Below are 19349 nucleotides of genomic sequence, written 5' to 3'. Positions count from 1 at the left end.
ATGGGTTCTGTTCCTGCCTTTTCAGAGCGATTCAACGAGTGAGCTAAAAGAATAATAAACCCTAAATGGAGTTAAAAATGAAAAAAGTAAGTGTAATTGCTGCCGCAGTGGCTGCGACATTAGCAGCGGGTTCTGCTTTCGCAGTGGATTTCAATGGTTACTTCCGTGCTGGCACTGGCATCAGTGATAATACTGGTGGTGATGTTGGGGTCAATAAACAAGGTATTGGCCGTTTAGGTAACGAAAACGACAACTACTACGAGTTTGGCTTTGCAGAAGAGCTAAAAACGGGTGAACAAACTTGGCGCGTTGAGTCAATGTTAGCAAAAGGTGATGATGATGGTAAATCTGGCTGGGAAGCAGGAGATATAAACGTCGCACAGTTTGCTGTAAAAGCGAAAGGCCTGATCGCATCGGATAAAGAAGCAACCATGTGGGCGGGTAAAACTTACTACCAACGTAAAGATATCCACATCACTGACTTCTACTTCCTAAACACGTCTGGGACTGGTGGTGGTATTGAGAATCTTTCAGTAGGTAACCAGAAGCTTTCGGTTGCGGTTATTCAAGATGGTGAAGTAACGACGAACGACGTAAAACAGTCTGCGGGTTACATTCTAGATACTCGTCTTGCAAACATTGGCCTTTGGGAAGATGCATCTCTTGAGCTAGCAATGGCTTATAACTTTTCTACTGAAACAGCTGATGGCACTGAAAAGGCAGATGACGGTCTACTAGCGTCTGCAATTATCCACCAAGGTATGTCTAACGGCTTCAACCAGACTGTGCTTCAATATGGTACAAATGGCTATGGCGTACAAGCAGCTAACTTTTGGGGTTCTGGCGCATATTACAATCGTGGTAATGACTCGCAGAATGACGCATCTGGTTACCGCTTGATCAACTGGGGTGTGATGAACCTAGGCGAGAATTGGGAAATGGGTCACCAGCTAGCTTACCTAGCAGGTAGCGACATCGGTAACACTACTACCTCTTCTAAGTTTGATGTTGATCAGTACTCGGTAGTTGTTCGCCCTATGTACAAGTGGAACGACACAATGCGTACTATCTTTGAAGCGGGTGTAAACTCAGGTGAGAAGATCAATTCTGCTGGTACAGCGACTGAAGATTTCGGCAACACTAAACTGACTGTGGCTCAAGGTTGGGCGATGGGTGACAGCTTCTGGGCTCGTCCGGAACTACGTGTTTACGGTTCTTACATCACTGATACAGAAAACGACAATGCATTTGGTACCGGCGAAGATTCTGAATACGTTGTCGGTGTTCAGGTAGAAGCTTGGTGGTAATAGACAAATTACTGTTCTAATTGTCTAAGTCCGATTATGATAGCCGACAATTGTCGGCTATTTTTTTAAGCACTTTTCCCCTGAGTATTTAAAAAAATAAAATAAGGAATACCCTATGTATTTTCGTGCCCTTGTCCTTAGTGGCTGTGTTGCACTAGCAGGCTGCCAATCCCCAGAAGTAATCCAACAAGTTCAAACTGCACAAGCTGAGCAAGTAGACTCAATCTCTGCGTTGCAGGCTGTGACGATGAAGTTACCAAGTAGCACCATCGTAGAAATTACCCCACAGTCTCAGAAGCTCAAATACCAAGACATCAATAGCCCTGTTGCGATGTTTAAGCTACCTGCAGACCGTGGTGAGTTCTCAATTACTATCACCAGTATGATTGAGGATACGGCGTTTGTGCCTAGAGCGATAATTGTTGATAAAAATGGTCGTGAGCTAGAGAACTATGGAAGCGAAAAATTTGAATACACTAAACCACGCCTAAATCTTGGTAACCGCCTAGTCGCAGAGGTTGATTTCTTCCCCCCAACCCATACTGAATCCGTTTACCTGATTGTTTACACTGATAAGAGTGAATTAGGCAAAGCGACACTAGTTGCTCATCCTGCGAGATTAGATGCGGAAGGGCGCGGAAACTACCTGCCTGAAGTAAAAGATATTGCCATTCCAAACTCTGAGTATGGCAAAATTGAGGTTTCAATTGATCGTTTAGGCTTATTTAAGCAGTTGGGATCCTCAAGCTCAACAGAGACTAACACCAAACCAGTAATGGCGAATAGTGTTGAAGTTGTGCAGCCAGAAACTCAACAATACTACCATCAGGCGATTACCGCTGCGGTAGAGTCGAATGATTTAAACAAAGCCATTAGTTTGCTAGAAGAAGCAAAAGCACTAAATGTTGAAGGTGCACAAGAAATTTTCGTTAAAGCGGTAAACGCGAAGAAGTAAAAAATAATGGTTTAAAAAGCCGCAGCTAGAGGCGTCTGGCTGCGGCTTTTTCGAGCAGAAGTTAGACTTTAAAGTACCTGAGCTGAGCTGTGAGATGTTCTGCTGTATTCGCCATCAGTTGGCTATCTTCTGCGAGTGACTGGGATGCTTGAAGCACTTCATTCGCTGCCAGATGAATACCGGACACATTTTCGTTCATTTCTGTAGCAACGGTACTTTGCTGCTCAGACGCCGCGGCAATTTGAGCGACCATATCATTTGCGTTTTGCATCTCATTGACGATGACATCAAGCTGTTCACGTGTTTTCGTTGATGCCGCAACACTTTCGTCGACTTTTTCATTACTGCTTTGCATTGCCGTAAAGGTTCTGCCTGCTTGTTCGATGAGTTTTTCAATGGTCATTTGAACTTCATTGGTCGAGTTTTGTGTTCGGCTGGCAAGATTACGTACTTCATCGGCGACAACCGCAAATCCTCGGCCTTGTTCACCCGCTCGTGCTGCTTCAATGGCGGCGTTTAATGCCAATAAGTTGGTTTGCTCTGAGACATCGCGAATAACCCCAACTACATTACTGATCTCATTAACGCCAGTTTGCAGGTCCGTTACCAAATCGTGAGCGGTGGAAATATTGCGAGAGACTTCTGCGATAGTGTGTGAAGTGGTTTGCATGGTTTGATCATTACGGTGAGCATGTTCGACCACTTTATTGGTGCTTACCGAGGTGTTTTCTGCATTGGTTGCCACATCTGAAATAGTCGCGCTCATCTCAGTCATCGCGGTAGAAAGTAGTTCTAACTGGGCATGCTGAGAATTAACGCTGGTCGCTGCTTCTTCACTGGCTTGAGCAATATTGCAGGCCATGGCACTGGATTGTTCTGCTGACTGGTGTGCGGTGCGTAATGTCCCTTGCAGTTTGCTGAGCATCTTGTCGATTTGTTGGCTCATCTCTCCCAATTCATCTTTTCTCGACATACTCATACGAACTCGTAAATCGCCATCGGCAATTTTATGAGTGTTATCGATCAACCGATATAAAGGCGTAATAATATTGTTTGAAATGGTATAGCCCATGCCGAGTAAGATGGCTGAAAGGATAGCAGCGACAAACGCTTCTTTCAGAGCAAGGGCATAAAAAGCCTCCTGAATATCAGAAACTAGTAAACCCGAACCGACAATCCAACCCCATTCTGGGAACAGTTGAACATAGGAGATCTTATCCTTAAGCTTGCCTTGGGGGCTTTTCCATTGATAGTCTAGAAACCCTTTTTGTGCACTGGTTTGAGAAATGGAGACCATTTCTCGCCAGTGGAACTTTCCCGCTCCGTCTGTGAAGCTCTTGGCATTTTGCCCATTTAATGCAGGTTTAATTGGATGCATAACAATTTGCATTTGTTGGTTTAGAATCCAAAAATAGTTTGATTTGTCGTAACGCAATGCCTTGATGGCATTTAACGCTTGCTGTTTAGCGATTTCTTCTCCGATCTCTTGTCTCTGATCGTAATAGTACTGAACTAGGCTGATAGTCGCTCCCACTTGAGCACTGAGCTTGTCTTCTCGCTCGTTCATGGAAGATTCCCTTTGCTGGATCAAATTATAGATACAGGCCATAGCGATAAAAATTATTGCCAGAGCCACTATGGTCGCCAGTTTATATTTGATAGTGAGGTCGCTGAGTTTCATTGTTAAGCCATTTTTATAGTTTGTGTTTTCATTTTGAAGGTGAACAGAAAGGCTATTCAATGTTTTGGAGATGAAAATTGATTCTTGTCATGAATAAATAATATTCATTTGGTTGCTTAATGAGTGGTGAGCTGGATCAAGGTAAAGCAACGGAGAATCATTTTGTTTGATGCATAGGTTCACATATTGCGATTATATCGTTGCTGTGAATGCATTAATGTCGTTTCAATGAGTTATTGAATTTGGTGTTTGGTCATATTCCTACCACAATCTATTAATAAACCTATTTATTAGATTGCGGTTGCCTCTAGTGAAGTGGTGTATGAAAAGCTTATGAATAATGAAATTAATGTGTATAGGATGAAAAGAGATGAGAAATCTAGGTTTTAAAAAGCTATTGCTCATTTCCATTATTGCGCTGGTGGTCATATCTGTATCTGTTTCAAGTTATGTCGCTTATGTGAAGCAGGAAGAGACGCTGGTGGAGTTAATTACCGCCTCAAACCAAAGCTACGTGAAAGGGCAAGCACAAAAGATAGCGGATCAACTAGGAGAGAAGGTTGGTGGTTTAGAGAAGTTGGGTAAGCACTTTGAAAGTAAAGAAATAACGGGTACGCCTGACGATTTTATTGAGCTCACTCATGTCATTGCTAATGCCACTAATTTGAATAGCTCTGTCGTTGCCTTTACTAATGGTGACGCGTATTGGAACCAAGAAGCCAGCTCATGGCCTAACCACAAGTTTGATGGGGATGTGACCACTCGGGGCTGGTATCAGGCAGGGCGGCAAAGTACCACGACATCAATTACTGAACCTTATAAAGGCAGTGAGGGCAGTGAGTATTGGGTGTCGATTGTCCGTAAGACATTAAGTGGCATGATTTCTGTGGATATGCAGCTGGGTTTCCTTAATGAGATTGCTAAGAGTGCAAACAACATTCCTGGAGCGGTTGCTGTCATACTAAATAGTGATACTACCATTCTGGCTTCATCAATGGATGATGTGGAGGCCGGTAACAAGACAGACAAATACCCTTGGCTTAATACTGTCGCCAATAAAACAATAGGGAAGACGGATGTTGTTTACGATGGCCATGAAGGAGAGATCGAAAAACTGTTCTTTTCCCATGAAATCAATATTGCGGGCAAGAAGTGGTATTTTGTGGTCGGTCTGGACAAAGACATCGCCTTTGCTGATCTTGCGTCCGCTAAGCAAGCGGCCATCTTTACTGCAGTGATTGCGACGGTGATCAGTATTATTGTTGCGTTACTTGTCATGCAGGTACTGTATCGTCCTATTTTAGTGTTAAAAGAAACCATCGCAGGGCTGAGTGAAGGTAATGGCGACTTAACACAACGTATCACAGTGACTACGAATGACGATTTAGGCCAAATTTCGGAAGGTGTGAATAAGTTTATTGCTAGTTTGCAAACCATGATGTTGGAAATCAGCGAAGCGACTAACCAGTTGAACGGCAGTGTAGATCGTATGCGTGATCAGAGTCAGCGTAACTCCTCCATTCTCCAAAGCCATGTACAGGAAACAGAGCAAGTGGTGACGGCGATAGAAGAAATGAACTCTACCGCTGAAGCGATGGCAACAGATGCGGCGAATACGGCTCAGCTGACGCATAAAGCTAACGAAGCGGGTTCAGCATCGAAGGTGACAGTCACTCAGGCACAGAGCAATGTTCAGGACTTGGTCGATGATGTCAGTGTCGCTTCAGAGAATGTGAACAAGATGGCGGCGGAAACGGATGGTATCAATACTATTTTGGGTGTCATAGGCGATATTGCCGAGCAGACCAACTTACTGGCTCTGAACGCCGCCATTGAGGCTGCTCGTGCTGGTGAACAAGGGCGTGGTTTTGCGGTCGTTGCTGATGAAGTTCGCAAACTCGCGAGCCGAACTAAAGACAGTACCGAAGAAATTGAATCCGCATTGGCTAGTTTGCTTCGAGGTAGCCAATCAGTTGTTGATTCTATGGATTCCACCAAAGCAAAATGCGGTCAGACAGCCGAAGGCGCAGGGGAAGTAGCTGAAAGTCTTGATGTGATGACTGACTTCGTGACAGAGATTAATGATCTGAGCACGCAAATTGCGACCGCAGCTGAAGAGCAAAGTAGTGTCACGCAGGAGCTGAGCCGTAACATGAGTGCGATTAATGACATCGTGGGTGAACTCGATAGTAATGGTCAACGGGCACTTGAAGATGCGCACAGTATTGCTGATATCAATGCTCATTTATCGAGTATCGTCAGTCGATTCAAGCTGTCATAGCATTGAAGAGAACCTAACAAGGGCCTTGCTTAACCGCAAGGCCCTTTTCGTTTCTGGTAAAAGTATGACTGAGACAGGTTCAATAAAGCAATTGGGTGTTTTGTTAATTACTTGTTAATTCGTGACAACATTCTACGAACAGCACTTCTATGTGATACTTTTTATGCATCTTGTTGTCTACTCGTCCATCACCAATAGACATTAGGCGACTTGCCAAAACATAACAGGATGTGTGAGGAGGACAATTTGCGACACTCAGCGATAACTCAGGAGCAAGCTCCAGCTCTGGCTGCGTTACTTGATAGCGACTACCGACTTAATTTTCAGGAGCTTATGGAGCAAATTAAGTTGTCTAACAAACCACTGTCGCTTGCAACGATAAGATTCATACTTGAAAACGTGGCTTTGAATGACACCGAAATAAAGGCATTAGCCAGCTTTGATGAAGACAGTTACTGTCGAAAGCGTCTGTTTAAAAATGACCATTGCGAAGTGCTCATATTGAGTTGGCTAAATGGTCAGAGAAGCAAAATTCATGACCACTTAAATACCGCCTGTGGAGTGCGTGTACTGCATGGTGAAGCAACAGAGACCTTATTTGAAACGGCAGCGAACGGCCATATTTACGCGTCTCAATCCTCCCATTACCAGCAAGGTAGCGTGACTGTTAGCAAAGATAACGATATTCACCAAATTTCCAATTTGCAGGCTGATGATGAGCCTCTGGTTACGCTGCATGTCTACTCTCCGCCGTTACAACAGTTCCATTTGTACCAGCTTGAAGGGGGCGAGCCAGAGCTGCTGGATTTGCAGCAAGATTCTTGGTTCTATGAAATTTGATATCGAACTGACAGCTAATAATGCGAAAGGCGAGCCATGTTGCTCGCCTTTTCATTTCTACCGATATTCTGAAATCAACATTGCTCGTGTATCTTCTTCCAACGCTTCAAACATATGTGGCAAATCTCCGGGGTAGGAAATGTAATCCCCTTCCTCTAGTTCATGAGGGTCCGATTGCAACCCTAGTTTCGCTCGGCCTTTGACAATAACCACATGCTCTACCACACCCGGGTGATGAGGCTCCGAGATAAATGGTTGACCGGGTTTGACTTCAATCCAATAGATGTCGCGGCACACATTCGCTGGGCTGGCTGCGAGTAACACGGCTTGGTAATCCTTTTGCTCCGAAAACACGCTCACTCCCTTACCGTAGCGAATGACTTTGGTCGTTGGAGTTGGTGTGTCGATTAGACGAGAAAAAGGAATATCAAGGACAACGCAGATGGACCAGAGCGTCTCAATACTTGGGTTTCCAACACCATTTTCAAGTTGTGAGAGCGTCGATTTCGCGATGTTAGCGCGTCTTGCGACCTCAGCGATACTTAAGCCAGCATTTAACCTTTCGGCATTAAGAGTGGCAGCGATTTGTTCGATTGGCGGTTTACTTTGATCCACAACGCTCTCTCTGGTCAGTGTGTTTCCGTTCATTATAAAAAACGATAGCATGATTTGACAAACGTTTTTCTGGTGTTCATTATAAAATTCATTCGTTCATTATAATGTTTATTCTCGGTTGCATTCGGTGGTAGTAACCAATAAACGTCGAGGTTTTTATTATGGAATATCTACTCTCTGTCGCTTTGTTTGCCATTTCATCTTCAGTGACCCCAGGGCCAAATAACATCATGGTGATGACATCTGGACTGAATTTTGGAGTAAAACGCAGCTTGCCGCTGTTAACCGGTATTTGTGTCGGATTTACTTTGATGTTGCTATTGGTAGGGCTGGGCTTTGGCGAAATTTTTTCTTTGTTCCCTCAGCTTTCTTTGGCGGTCAAAGTCATGGGAACGCTTTATCTTTTATATCTCGCATTGCAGATCGCCATGGCTGACAGTGTGAGTGCTGAGAAAGCTCGAAATCGACCGCTCGGTTTTCTAAATGGAGCTTTGTTTCAGTGGGTCAATGCCAAAGCTTGGGTGGTGGCAATTGGTGCGATATCCGCATTTACGACAATAGGTGAAGGGTATATGACTCAAAACCTGACCATCGCCTCGATGTTTTTTATTGCCTCGTTTCCTTGTGTTGGCGTGTGGTTAGTGTTTGGCTCTTCGTTACGCCGATACTTAGACAAACCAGCCTATTTGAAAGCTTTCAATAAGCTGATGGCGTTGCTACTCGTCATCTCTGTCTTACCTGTGGTTGGAGAGATCATTGGGCAATTCTGAATGAAAAGCTTGGCGCTATGATGACTATTGATGAGAGGCGTGAAGTAAGTGCGAGAATCCGTTGTCTTTTAGGCTTCGCTCCATGAGAGCAATCACCTGGCGACTGGTTTCATGAGGAACAAAGTCCGAGCTCGATTTACCATCAATGATCAGCTGGGATAAATGAGAAGCTTCAAACTCAAATCCACCGCCTGCAGGTAAGTGTGAGATCTGGGTATGTTCACCTTTGTACGTGACATCAATGACGGTTGGATTCCACCACTTATCTTGGATAACAATTTCGACATCTGATCCACGTATTGTCGCGACGCGTTTTAGGTTTTGGCTGATTGAAGCGCCAATCTTACCCTGGATACTGTGACTAAACGTAAACTCTACGGTTTCGTCTACCTTGGATTCATTGTTGTGCTTCTGATAGGTCACCGATGGTGGTTGGATCTCACTCTGTTTGAGCTGGCAAAGATCCGCGTATAGCCAGAGCGCATAAACACCGACATCTAAAGTCGCACCGCCGCATAAATCAGGGTTAAAAATTTGCTGTTGAACATCAAATTCATGCCAGTTGCCGAACGCCGCTTCGATTGATTCTATCTCAATACTGTTTTTTTGAATGAAATCCCGTAGCGCTCGGTAAGCTGGAAAAGTCACTGACTTCATTGCTTCCATGAGCAAGAGGTCTTGCTTATCTGCCAGTGCCTTCATGTCGTCCCAGTCTTGGGTGTTAGTGAACGCTGGCTTTTCAACCAGAACATGCTTGCCATGGTCTAAGAACAGTTCAACCATGCTTTTGTGAAACGGATGGATAGTCGCAATGTATACGGCATCAACATTTGGGTCTTCTGCCATGGCTTGATAAGAAGAATAAGTGTGCTCAGCCTGATATTGCTGGGCAAAAGCATCAGCGCGTTGTTCATCTCTGGCTGAGACGGCATATAGACAAGCGTTGTCGACATGCTGAGTGAGATCGGCGGCAAATCGATGTGCAATTTTACCCAGCCCGGCAATGCCCCAACGTACTTTTTGTTCTGTCATATTAATTTTTATCATTCTAGTATTTGTGAGGCTGATACTAGCGATGAGCACGGGTTTAGGTCAAATAGAAGTGGTTGGACTGAATGGGAAAGCCGCCGGTGTCGGCGGCTATAGATTGAGGTGAGCGCGCACCTTTACCTAGGTTGTTTTTAGGACTTGTTTAGTGCCCAATACTGCTTAGCCGTTATACCGTAATACACTTTATCGTCGAATCCAGATTCAACCTTGTAGTAGTCAATTTGGCGACCTTCAAAGGTAAAACCGCATTTCTCCATCGTTTTGTACGAACCTGTGTTAGCGCCATAGCAGTCGGCACTGACTTTGTGGCTACCTAACTCGTTAAATGCAATATCGGTGAGCAAACGACAGGCACGAGTAGCGATCCCTTTGCCCCATGCGTGGACGGGAAGTTGATACCCGACTTCGTAGTTACCTTCGAGAAACATCACCTTAGATAATCCGCACATACCCATGTAGTGGCCTTGTTTGTCTCGAATGACAAATGTTGGGCTGTCTGGCCAATTACTTTTGTTTATTGCGTGTTCAGTGTTTTCAATGATTGGGGTAAAAAACGCGTGAAACATGCTTTCCTCTGCGGGAGCAAAGAACAAGTAGGCGTTGACCTCGTGGTCGTTAAGCATTGGGATGATGTCGTTTAAATCTTCGCGTTGAATCAGTTTGATGTTTAGTGAGTCGCCAAAGGAGATTGATTCACCACGTTTTAGTTTTTTGTATGTCATTGTGTACCTCTCAATTTGCTCAGCATGGTAGATCAACATCTGCGCCGAAAATTGGATATTTGCGACAAGTGTTATTCGAAGTCCCCGTAGATATCGATGGTGAGGTCTCGGTCTTTGAGGTACTTAGCTGGTGTCCGATTGAGCTGATGTTTGAGTTGGCGGATTAAATGTGATTGATCACTAAAACCAAATGCTTGTGCAAATTCAGACCAGTCGGGCTCTGCATCTTGCTCATAGATAGACAACACAATTTCTTCCAGTTTCATCATCGTAAGGTATTGCTTTACGCTTAGCCCTGTAACTTGTTTGAAGTGCCTTTCTAAGGTTCTTCTAGAACATGCACATTGGTCGGCAATCTGCTCGATACTCCAGTCGGATAGGCGATTTTCTATCATTTTGGTCGCTTGCTGTGTAATAGAGATAGCGCGGTCTTTTTTGTTGTTTAGGTTGAGCTGGTGGAAATGTTGATGAAATACGTCAAGCAGATGTGATTTGTCATTCGATTGCCATAGCTGGTTGTGGAGTGCGGGCCCGAAAAACGTATCCAACCAAGTAGGCCAGCCGCATTGGTTAAGATGATGACCGGCAGAAGAATTGAGTAGGTACAGCCCCTCGGGCCTGAAAGTGACACCGATACGTTTTAGTGGAGCAGAGTCGTCTAATGACAGTAACTGATCGCTCACCGAAAGTAGGTGACTCCCTTTACCTTTAAATTTAGTTATGCCGCTGTCGTAACTGTACTTTTGTTCATCCGGCGTAAAGAGCAAATGAGCCCTTGGATTGGGAATGAGCCTTGGTTGTTGCGTGATGACATCGTCTGCCTCTAGCTCCAGATACCAGACTTGATGTATTAACCATTCGAAATCTTGCAGCGGTTGTTTCCAAGTAATCATGGCATATTTAATTTAGGGGTTTACTAAACAGTCTACGTGATAACACGGCAACCTAGCAAAGTGCTCTTACTTATCAGTATGGTATAAAAAGTCAATTATTCCGGATAGTTATGCGTTTATTGGGTTGATCCTCATATCAGTAAAACATGTCGTTTTAGTGACACTTAAACGATAAGCAATAAAATTCATATCAATAGTTATTGTAAATCTGTCTTAGATCTCAAATTGTTAACATTCATGTGTTGTTTTTTTAACCTAGTGCAAAGGCTCTCATCGGATGAGTTGAATAAAAGAGAGCCGAAGACTAATCCTATTTAACGAGCAAAAGTGGTTTCGATGTTTGGAATTTTGCTCGCTGATGACAAAGCAAATAACGCTAATTTCAGGACGAAAAGGTTAATAACATCATGAAAATAATGACAAAGATTGCCTCCATTGCAGTGGCAATTGCGTTTTCTAGTTTCACACATGCTGCCATAGGAAACTACAAGGTCGTGCTGATTCACGGCTTTCAATCGGATCAATTACAGTCCAAACCTAATGCTGCTCAGGTTGAACTGGAAGGTGAAGATTACTGGAAAGAGTACTGGCTCCAATACGCTGACGCTCGGATTGACTGGCCTGCTTATGAACGTGTTGAAGGCAAAATCTCCAGCGAATACGCTTGGCCTAAACTCCAAGAGCTGTCTCGCAATGGAACCTGCCAGTCAGGGTGTATTTTTGTGACGCATTCTGCTGGCGATCTTGTTGCACGATACCTGCTAGATAATCAGGAAAACTGGCTGACTAACGCTGGGTTAGAGCCTCTCAATGTTGTCGCTACCTACGATTTCGCTGGTGCTGGTGGCGGCTCTGAACTTGGGGATATTGTGGTCAACATCATCGAAGGGGGAGGCTGGGCAAACAGTGCGATGCGCTACGCGATTTCACTGTGGCTGGGGGAAATGCCTAATCAGGAAAACTCAGGTGTACTCAATGATCTAAAAGTCTCCAATGCACGCCAGATAGCGCGTCTGTCAGAGCACCGCATTCCACGAATTCGATTTATTGGGAACGGGACCGACTATTTCAAAACGACTTCCGCTTTTCTTCCCGGCAATGATGATGGTGTTGTGGCGGCGCATTCCGCTTGTGGCGCAGCAGAGTCAGGAAGTTACGACAGCTGTTCAACAAGTTTAGCGATGAACGGCAAGATAGCTTCTCAAAGCAAAGGCGTCTCTAACTTTATGCCTGAGCACTATCCCTTGATCATGGGAGACGACTACAGCCACAGTGATGTTGTGGGCCCTAAACACAAAGGGGAAGTCACCTCCAGTGTGACGGATGTGACACTAGCCAATGGCCAATCTGTCGGGGTTACAACTTACAAGGAAAATGGCTGGTGGGGAACCAAATACTTGTACGTACAAGGGTCTAATAAAGACACCATGTCTGAAATTGCGGTTGGCCTAAACTGATCGTATGCAGGGCTGGGTAGGACGTCTCAGCCCTGATTTTCTGGAGAACCTTATGAAGACTAAGTTATGGGTATTCAGCTTCATCACTGCGTTGACAGCAGCAGGCTTCATTTTTTGGCCAAACCCCGTTGAGACATCCGAATACGCCAAGCCTAGGGGAGAAGTGGGCCATGATGCTGCTCCCCTTCCTGAAGGGGACAATCGCTTTGTTGTTTCAAAGCAGGCCTCGACAGAGAGAGCAAACTCTATCGAGACGAAGGCAGTGGCATTGAAGTTAAAGCAGGTGGCCATCAAACATCAACAAATTCTTCAATATCCATCATACTCTCAACCGATAGTTAATGAGAGCAGTCCTTACTTGAACTGGAATGCATTTGAAGTGGTTGAAACTCCGATATTGGACGGCAAATCAACGGCTTCGTTGAGCATTAAAAAGTTCCGGCACTTCTACCCTGAACTGATACTGGTTGAGCTCAAAACGCAGCAAGCCGTACTTGGCGCTTCATTGGATGTCGTTTCTGTTGCCACGCAGCAAACCCTAACGACATTGCCTGCGGATGAAATGCAGTGGCAAATCACGCCGGGTAAAGATTGGCCAGAAGAACTGAGACTAATCGCACGTGTCGACTTTGAACGAGGAGAAGATATTGTTAGTGCCGATGTTCGTTTATATCATTCAGTAGCGAGCGTGGTGTCAGTATCAGAAGGATATGCTCAGGGGCCTGATATGAAGATTCCGGTCACGTTACAAATCGATAAAGAAGGCATATTCAGACTCCGTGCGAACCTCTATCAGAAAGGCGGTAAAGCCATTGCATCTTTAGTTGAGAAGCAACGATTGTCAGAAGGTGAGCAAACAGTGGATTTAAAAGCGTTTAAACGAGTCTTGCCAGAGGGCGAGATCGATCTAGAGCTACGTGATGTGGTGATTGAACGTATGTCAGGTCACCCTGGAGAAAAAGCAGGTTATGGACAGAGCGATGCCGAGAGCTACCCTGTTGGTCGTTTTGATTCCGGTACGCTGACGGATGAAGAGTACCAAATGACAGAGCAGGAAGAGCAGCAACTGGCTTTTCTGCAACAACTGCTTTGATATGCACTGGAGGTGTTGTGACCGAGGCAGAGTGCGTTATAAAGAAAAGGGAGACTCTGCGGTTTAATTTTTCTTGCGCCAGATTTGGTAACCACTTTCTCTGGTTGCCTTACCGAGCAAGTGTGCAGCCACAGGTGCAGTGATAAAAATAAATAGCATGGTGCCAATGACTCTTGAAACGACCGTAACATCCGGTATTGCAATTGCGACGGCTAATAGCAGTGAAGCTAAACCAACAGTCCCTGCTTTGGTCGCTGCGTGCATTCGCGTGTATAAATCGGGCATTCGCAAAATTCCGAGGCTGGCGATTAAAATAAACAGGGTGCCAAGACAGAGTAGTATTACAACAGTAATGTTCATGACATGTCCTCTTTTCTTTTGAAGATCAGCCTTGCAAAGGCAATCGTACCTAGGAAAGCGACCAAGCCGAGTGTGATAGCGACATCCAACAATGACGCTTGTCCGCTGTCTAACGTGTAAACAGCAATGAAACCTATAGTGATAAATGCAATCAGATCAAGTGCGACTACTCTATCTGCTAATGTTGGCCCGAGAATCAAACGAATGAACGCCATGACGACGCTGAGCAATAAACCTAGGTAGGCAAACGTGATACTCATTGATAACCACTCAGCCACGAGTCACCTCCAAAATCCGCTTTTCTAGCCCATCTTTTATTTCCCTGATCACCTTTTGGTGTTCGGGAGCAAACATGGCATGCACCACCATATACTTCTTATCTGATGTGACATCTAAGCTCAGACTACCAGGGGTCAGTGAGACCATGTTGGCGAGTAACGAGATTTCTAAATCCGACTCAACGTCTAACGGAACATAAACAATATCAGGGTCACTTAAATGAGTGGGGGTGATCACATCCCAGACAACTTTAGCTACCGATATCATCATCTCATAACAGAAGTACAGCAGCAGGCTTATCAAAGATCGAAAGCGCCGGAAATAGCTGGTTTCCAATCCAAACGGTTGGCTTAGTCTCAAAGCAAAGAAGCCCACAACAAAGCCGACGATAAAGTTCACACTGGTATAGTCACCATTGAGTAACATCCATGCCAGCGCGAGGAATAGATTCAAAAAAAAGTAAATCACAGTGCCCCTCCTGTGGCATGTCCGTTGAGGTGTTCGACTCGACTTTCTCCCAACACGGCTTGGATGTACTCTTGCGGTTCAAGTAACTGCTCAGCGGCTTGAATGGCAAACTGGTACACTGGCTCAGCAGCCAAACCAATAATCAGACTCAGCGTGGTTAATATTGTGATTGGCGCGTAGTACAGCCATTGCGTGTATTGATTCAGAGGTTTTTGCTTTATATTTTTCGGCGACGGTTTCCAAAAGACTTCATTCCAGATTTTGGTCATCGAGAATACCGTTAGTAGACCAACCAATAGTGCCGTTCCTGCTAACCAGTAATGCTCGGTCTGTAAACTCGCTTTGATCACAAGAAACTTACCCCAGAACCCAGACAACGGTGGAAAACCCGCCAGTGAAAATGCAGGTACAAGAAACAAGAACGCGATCCAAGGCATGGCTTTGTACACGCCACCTAACTGGTTGAGGTTGCCAGAGCCATATTTACGCTCGATTAAACCCCCGATTAGGAATAGATTTGCTTTCACTAAGATGTGGTGGACGATGTAGAAAACCGCACCAGCGATTGCTATTGGTGTATAGACTGCTAAACCCATGATCATGTACCCGATCTGGCTGATGATATGGAACGATAGAATCTTTTTGATATTGTGCTGACTTGCGGCCCCTAATACGCCTGTCAGCATTGTCAGCCCCGCTACCCACATTAAGGTGGGTTGCCATCCACTTTCTGATAACGGAAAAATTAAAGTGAATGTACGGATGAGGGCGTATACCCCGACCTTGGTCAGTAAGGCAGCAAACAAGGCAACAACAGCGCTTGGTAAGGTGTGATAGGAAGCGGGAAGCCAAGCAAAAACAGGGAACAAAGCGGCTTTAATTGCAAAAGCAAATAAGAATAGAGCGGCGAGTAACGTTTTAGTGTCGGGTGCAATTAGGGAGGCCTTGGTATGTAAATCAGCCAGATTCAATGTGCCAGTCGCACCGTAAAGCAAACCAATTGCGAGTAAAAAGACTAAGGTTGAAATGAGATTGAGCATTACGTATTTCACAGCCCCATCTATTTGTTTCTTTGAACCGTCCAAGATCATTAAGCCAAAGGATGCAATCAACATCACCTCAAACCAGACGTAGAGGTTAAAAATATCACCAGTAAGAAACGCGCCATACACCCCGGAAAGCAATACATGTATGAGTGCATGGAAGGTGCCGTACGAGCGCTTGCTTTGCAGATCTGCCATGGCGTAAAACACACTGATAACACCAATAATGGCTGTCACCATTACCATCGCCACCGTGAGATAATCTGCCACAAAGACGATGCCAAATGGCGCTGCCCACTGACCAAAAGCCACCGCCTGAGTACCACTTTGAATAATACTCTGTGTCAGCATGATACCAATAACTAAAGTTGCGATTGCACTGGTACCGCTTATCGCATCGACCAATTCATTTCTTCGCTTTGCGCAAAAAATCGCAACAGCAGTGAGGAGTGAGATCACGACAGGTAATGTCAGCCAAATCGTTATCATTCATCCTCCTCTGAGCGCTGCATGGCATCGATATCCGCTGAGTCTGCTTCTGAATACGCGCGATAAAACAGCATCAAAGCAAAAACCAGCAGGCCGAAACCAATAACAATGGCAGTTAAGATCAAAGCTTGAGGGAGCGGGTTTGCCGCCCCTTCTGGGGGTAATATGGACTGTGTATCAATCAGCGGTGGTAACCCTGGTGTTAGTCGTCCAGCAGTGAAAATCGCGATGTTTACGGCGCTGCTTAATAAGATCAAACCAAAAAGTAAACGTAATATGTGTCGCTCTAGCATGAGGTAAATACCAGAAGCAACAAACACTCCGACAACAAGGCTCCATAGTATTTCCATCAGTCCAGCTCCTCATTCACACGCAGCAGCATCCCCATCACGCCACCAATGATGGCGTGATAAATACCTACATCGAATATTAACGGCGTGCCGAGCGGTAAAATATCCTTCCACCATAAACCGGTTAAAAACGGCAGGTTGAAAGCAAAGCTCATCAAACCAGCCACAAAACTTAGGAAAATGCCGAATAGAGCGATACTAAATGGTGAGTAATACAAGCGTTCGCGAACATACTTTGGTGATTCGGCAAACATCAGGAGCGCAAAACCGATTACGGCGATTAATGCACCGATAAAACCGCCGCCCGGTTCGTTATGACCGCGTAACAAGAGATAAAGAGAAAATACCAACATCAATGCCGCCACAATATGAGCTGTCGTTGCAAAAATGAGGGAGCGGATACGATTGCGTTTATGATAATGTGTTTCCAATAGACTCACAGCTACAATCCCAGCCATGACAACGACGATGACTTCACCCAAGGTATCGAAGGCACGAAAATCCACCAGAATCACATTGACGATGTTACGTCCATGCCCACCTGGAACACTGTTCTTTGCAAAGAAATCGGCCAGTGTGGAATCTAAAGGTTGCGCTGTAATGTTGATGAGTAGTGCTGTCACTGACATACCAATCACACCAGCAATGACGCCATGGATAAGTTTCCGGCGCATAGAATGTTGAGGCACTGTCAATAACCCTGGGATGTGGCGTATCAATAGCACCACAAATACCACCATTAAGGTCTCAACCAACAGCAAGGTCTTTGCGACATCAGGAGCGCTATAAAGCATGAAAACCAAGGTCGTCATAAAGCCCACCACCCCAAGGGAAGACACCGCCAGCAGTCGGGAAGTGGTAAAGGTACACACGAGCGCTGAAGCTATGAGCAACAAAGCAATACTGCTTTCATAAAAGCTGATGTCACCTAAAGCTGTAAAGCGCTCTTGTGGAACCGACAGTGGACTGCTCAATAACACTCCAGCTAGTACAACAAAGAAAAGCAGTACATAACGGCTTAAACGTTTTTGCTGTAGTAACTGTGTCTGCCATTGTGCTAAGCGGATCATGTTACTCATTATCTTGTCGAACATGGACTCTGCGGTTGGCAGTGTCGTGACTTTGCTTTGCCAGTTCTCCAATAAGCTTGGATAGACGCGATACAAAACATAACCAAGCAGCAGGGTAAACACACTCAGCACTAAGGGTAAGTTAATCCCTTGCCATAACTTGGCGGCTTCTGGTGCTGAGTTTGGTAAGCTCGACAAAACACCCGGCTTGACGATGTTGTTGTTAATCCACTCTAAGCCTAATATCGGTGCGATTGCGCTGGCCATCGCAAGCAGCATTGCTGGTATCCAAAGTCCTTTGTTCACTTCTATCTTCTTCGTGGGCGCTGGGCTTCCCTCATGTGCGCTAAAGAAAGGCTTAATGACTAGTGCAAGCGCGAGAGCCACCATGGTGACGTTAACTACAAAGAGTACGGCAGTCGTGAGTAAATTGACGTCTAATCCAGATTTGTACATGTACTCCTTACTCAAGAAACCAAGCAAAGGTGGAACGCCAGATTTCGATAAGGCAGCAATGATGGCAGCAATGAGGCTGAGTACTAACACCGTTTTTAAGCCATGGAGTACTCGAATGTCACGCGTTCCTGCCGCTTTATCAATATTGCCCACGACCATAAACAGTGCCGCTTTGTAAAACGAATGTGCCAAAATAAACAGAAGTGCAGCTGTTACGGCAAACTCAGTCCCGATACTAATGAGTAGAACTAATTTACCTAATGCTACATTGGTACTGTATGCCAACATGAGCTTTAAATCAGTCTGCTTAAGCGCTAGTAATGCACACCAAATGGCCGTGAAGCCGCCAAAGATACCCAATGTATAAAACCAAATGTCGCTGTGCGAATAGATAGGCGCAACTCGGGCAAGAAGATACACACCCGCCTTAACCATAGTAGCGGAATGTAAATAGGCACTGACAGGGGTTGGGGCAGCCATAGCGTTGGGCAACCAGAAGTGAAATGGGAATTGTGCCGACTTGGTAAATGCACCGAGCAAAATCAGAGTGAGTGAAGGAACGAACCAGTCATGCTGCGCGATGACTGCACTTTGCTCAATAATGGTGCTCATTTCATAACTGCCAGCCATTTCACCTAGCAGAATCAAGCCTGCCAATAAGGCGAGGCCGCCAGCTCCTGTGACGATCAAAGATTGCAATGCATTCTTGCGTGATTTGTCTTTCTCATGATGAAAACCAATCAAGAGATAGGAGGTGATGGTGGTCAGTTCCCAGAACACAAAAAGAAGAACAATGTTATCGCTCGTCACCACCCCCAACATAGCGAGCATAAATAGCGTCAGATAAAGATGGAAAGAAAACCGCGCAGAGGTACCCTTGAGATAAGCCAGTGCGTATGTCTGAATGAGTGCCCCGATACCACTAATCAAACATGCAAACAAGAAGGATAATCCGTCCAACTTAAAACTTAAGTTTATGCCTAGCCCTGGAACCCAACTGGCGTGCCAACTTACCCCTCCTGGCTGATAGAGGTCGATGAGCGTGACAAAAATAGCTAGCGGCAGCAGAAGAAAAGCCATCCAAGCTAGTGAATAAATGTTAGGTAATTGAATCTGTTTATTGAGAGTTGGTTTATTCAATAGCACTCATCCATTGAGTTGACAGTGAAC

Annotated in this window: 18 protein-coding genes; 7 read left to right on the top strand and 11 right to left on the bottom strand. The window is 45.1% G+C overall.

Translation table 11 applies throughout. The features are described from left to right. The first annotated feature begins 77 nt into the window (after positions 1–77). Together lamB and L1D23_RS04850 are read left to right on the top strand one after the other, a co-directional pair. On the top strand, positions 78–1307 hold the full coding sequence (lamB, locus tag L1D23_RS04855; protein ID WP_239864559.1) for a maltoporin LamB: 1230 nt from the start codon (positions 78–80) through the stop codon (positions 1305–1307). 115 nt (positions 1308–1422) lie between these two features. Continuing rightward, positions 1423–2262: a MalM family protein gene (locus tag L1D23_RS04850; RefSeq protein ID WP_239864557.1), complete on the top strand. Its 840-nt coding sequence runs from the start codon at positions 1423–1425 to the stop codon at positions 2260–2262. A gap of 61 nt (positions 2263–2323) precedes the next feature. Here the strand turns inward: L1D23_RS04850 and L1D23_RS04845 are convergent, their stop codons facing one another. After that, positions 2324–3943 carry a methyl-accepting chemotaxis protein gene (locus tag L1D23_RS04845; RefSeq protein ID WP_239864555.1) on the bottom strand — a complete coding sequence of 540 codons (1620 nt, stop codon included), beginning with the start codon at positions 3941–3943 and terminating at the stop codon, positions 2324–2326. Between the two features lie 370 nt (positions 3944–4313). On the opposite strand from L1D23_RS04845, the gene L1D23_RS04840 reads away from it, so the two are divergent. Next, the gene (locus L1D23_RS04840; RefSeq protein WP_239864553.1) at positions 4314–6224 is read left to right on the top strand and encodes a methyl-accepting chemotaxis protein; all 1911 of its coding nucleotides are present in this window, start codon (positions 4314–4316) and stop codon (positions 6222–6224) included. 246 nt (positions 6225–6470) lie between these two features. Beyond that, positions 6471–7064, top strand: a complete 594-nt coding sequence (locus L1D23_RS04835) for a cysteine dioxygenase family protein (RefSeq protein WP_081261434.1) — start codon at positions 6471–6473, stop codon at positions 7062–7064. Between the two features lie 57 nt (positions 7065–7121). Here L1D23_RS04835 and L1D23_RS04830 read toward each other — a convergent pair whose 3' ends face one another. Beyond that, the gene (locus tag L1D23_RS04830; RefSeq protein ID WP_239864551.1) at positions 7122–7679 is read right to left on the bottom strand and encodes an XRE family transcriptional regulator; all 558 of its coding nucleotides are present in this window, start codon (positions 7677–7679) and stop codon (positions 7122–7124) included. 161 nt (positions 7680–7840) lie between these two features. On the opposite strand from L1D23_RS04830, the gene L1D23_RS04825 reads away from it, so the two are divergent. Continuing rightward, on the top strand, positions 7841–8449 hold the full coding sequence (locus tag L1D23_RS04825; RefSeq protein ID WP_239864549.1) for a LysE family translocator: 609 nt from the start codon (positions 7841–7843) through the stop codon (positions 8447–8449). A gap of 24 nt (positions 8450–8473) precedes the next feature. Here the strand turns inward: L1D23_RS04825 and L1D23_RS04820 are convergent, their stop codons facing one another. The 3 genes from L1D23_RS04820 to L1D23_RS04810 form a co-directional block, all read right to left on the bottom strand. Next, the gene (locus L1D23_RS04820) at positions 8474–9481 is read right to left on the bottom strand and encodes a Gfo/Idh/MocA family oxidoreductase (RefSeq protein WP_239864547.1); all 1008 of its coding nucleotides are present in this window, start codon (positions 9479–9481) and stop codon (positions 8474–8476) included. A 149-nt stretch (positions 9482–9630) separates the two neighbouring features. Further along, positions 9631–10221, bottom strand: coding sequence for a GNAT family protein (locus tag L1D23_RS04815; protein WP_239864545.1), 591 nt, complete (start codon positions 10219–10221; stop codon positions 9631–9633). 71 nt (positions 10222–10292) lie between these two features. Then, positions 10293–11114, bottom strand: coding sequence for an AraC family transcriptional regulator (locus L1D23_RS04810; protein ID WP_239864543.1), 822 nt, complete (start codon positions 11112–11114; stop codon positions 10293–10295). A 407-nt stretch (positions 11115–11521) separates the two neighbouring features. Between L1D23_RS04810 and L1D23_RS04805 the strand changes: the two genes are divergently transcribed. Continuing rightward, on the top strand, positions 11522–12571 hold the full coding sequence (locus L1D23_RS04805; RefSeq protein WP_239864541.1) for a hypothetical protein: 1050 nt from the start codon (positions 11522–11524) through the stop codon (positions 12569–12571). 52 nt (positions 12572–12623) lie between these two features. Beyond that, complete coding sequence (locus L1D23_RS04800; RefSeq protein WP_239864539.1) at positions 12624–13664, top strand: hypothetical protein; 1041 nt, start codon at positions 12624–12626, stop codon at positions 13662–13664. A 63-nt stretch (positions 13665–13727) separates the two neighbouring features. On the opposite strand, the gene mnhG is transcribed toward L1D23_RS04800, so the two are convergent. The 6 genes from mnhG to mbhE are packed head-to-tail and all read right to left on the bottom strand — an operon-like array spanning position 13728 to position 19259. Beyond that, the gene (gene mnhG / locus L1D23_RS04795) at positions 13728–14024 is read right to left on the bottom strand and encodes a monovalent cation/H(+) antiporter subunit G (protein ID WP_239864537.1); all 297 of its coding nucleotides are present in this window, start codon (positions 14022–14024) and stop codon (positions 13728–13730) included. Then, the gene (locus tag L1D23_RS04790; protein ID WP_239865396.1) at positions 14021–14284 is read right to left on the bottom strand and encodes a monovalent cation/H+ antiporter complex subunit F; all 264 of its coding nucleotides are present in this window, start codon (positions 14282–14284) and stop codon (positions 14021–14023) included. Before L1D23_RS04790 ends, mnhG begins: the two co-directional genes overlap by 4 nt. A 10-nt stretch (positions 14285–14294) precedes the next feature. Further along, complete coding sequence (locus L1D23_RS04785) at positions 14295–14771, bottom strand: Na+/H+ antiporter subunit E (protein ID WP_239864536.1); 477 nt, start codon at positions 14769–14771, stop codon at positions 14295–14297. Beyond that, positions 14768–16303 carry a Na+/H+ antiporter subunit D gene (locus L1D23_RS04780; RefSeq protein WP_239864535.1) on the bottom strand — a complete coding sequence of 512 codons (1536 nt, stop codon included), beginning with the start codon at positions 16301–16303 and terminating at the stop codon, positions 14768–14770. Before L1D23_RS04780 ends, L1D23_RS04785 begins: the two co-directional genes overlap by 4 nt. Beyond that, positions 16300–16653: a Na+/H+ antiporter subunit C gene (locus L1D23_RS04775; RefSeq protein ID WP_239864534.1), complete on the bottom strand. Its 354-nt coding sequence runs from the start codon at positions 16651–16653 to the stop codon at positions 16300–16302. The genes L1D23_RS04780 and L1D23_RS04775 overlap by 4 nt, the downstream gene beginning before the upstream one ends. Next, positions 16653–19259 carry a hydrogen gas-evolving membrane-bound hydrogenase subunit E gene (gene mbhE, locus L1D23_RS04770; protein WP_239865394.1) on the bottom strand — a complete coding sequence of 869 codons (2607 nt, stop codon included), beginning with the start codon at positions 19257–19259 and terminating at the stop codon, positions 16653–16655. The genes L1D23_RS04775 and mbhE overlap by 1 nt, the downstream gene beginning before the upstream one ends. Positions 19260–19349 lie beyond the last annotated feature (90 nt).

Source organism: Vibrio sp. Isolate24 (assembly GCF_022398215.1).
GTDB lineage: Bacteria > Pseudomonadota > Gammaproteobacteria > Enterobacterales > Vibrionaceae > Vibrio > Vibrio coralliilyticus_A.
The sequence above is the reverse complement of the archived record's forward strand: the minus strand, read 5'-3'. Positions and strand labels throughout refer to the sequence as shown.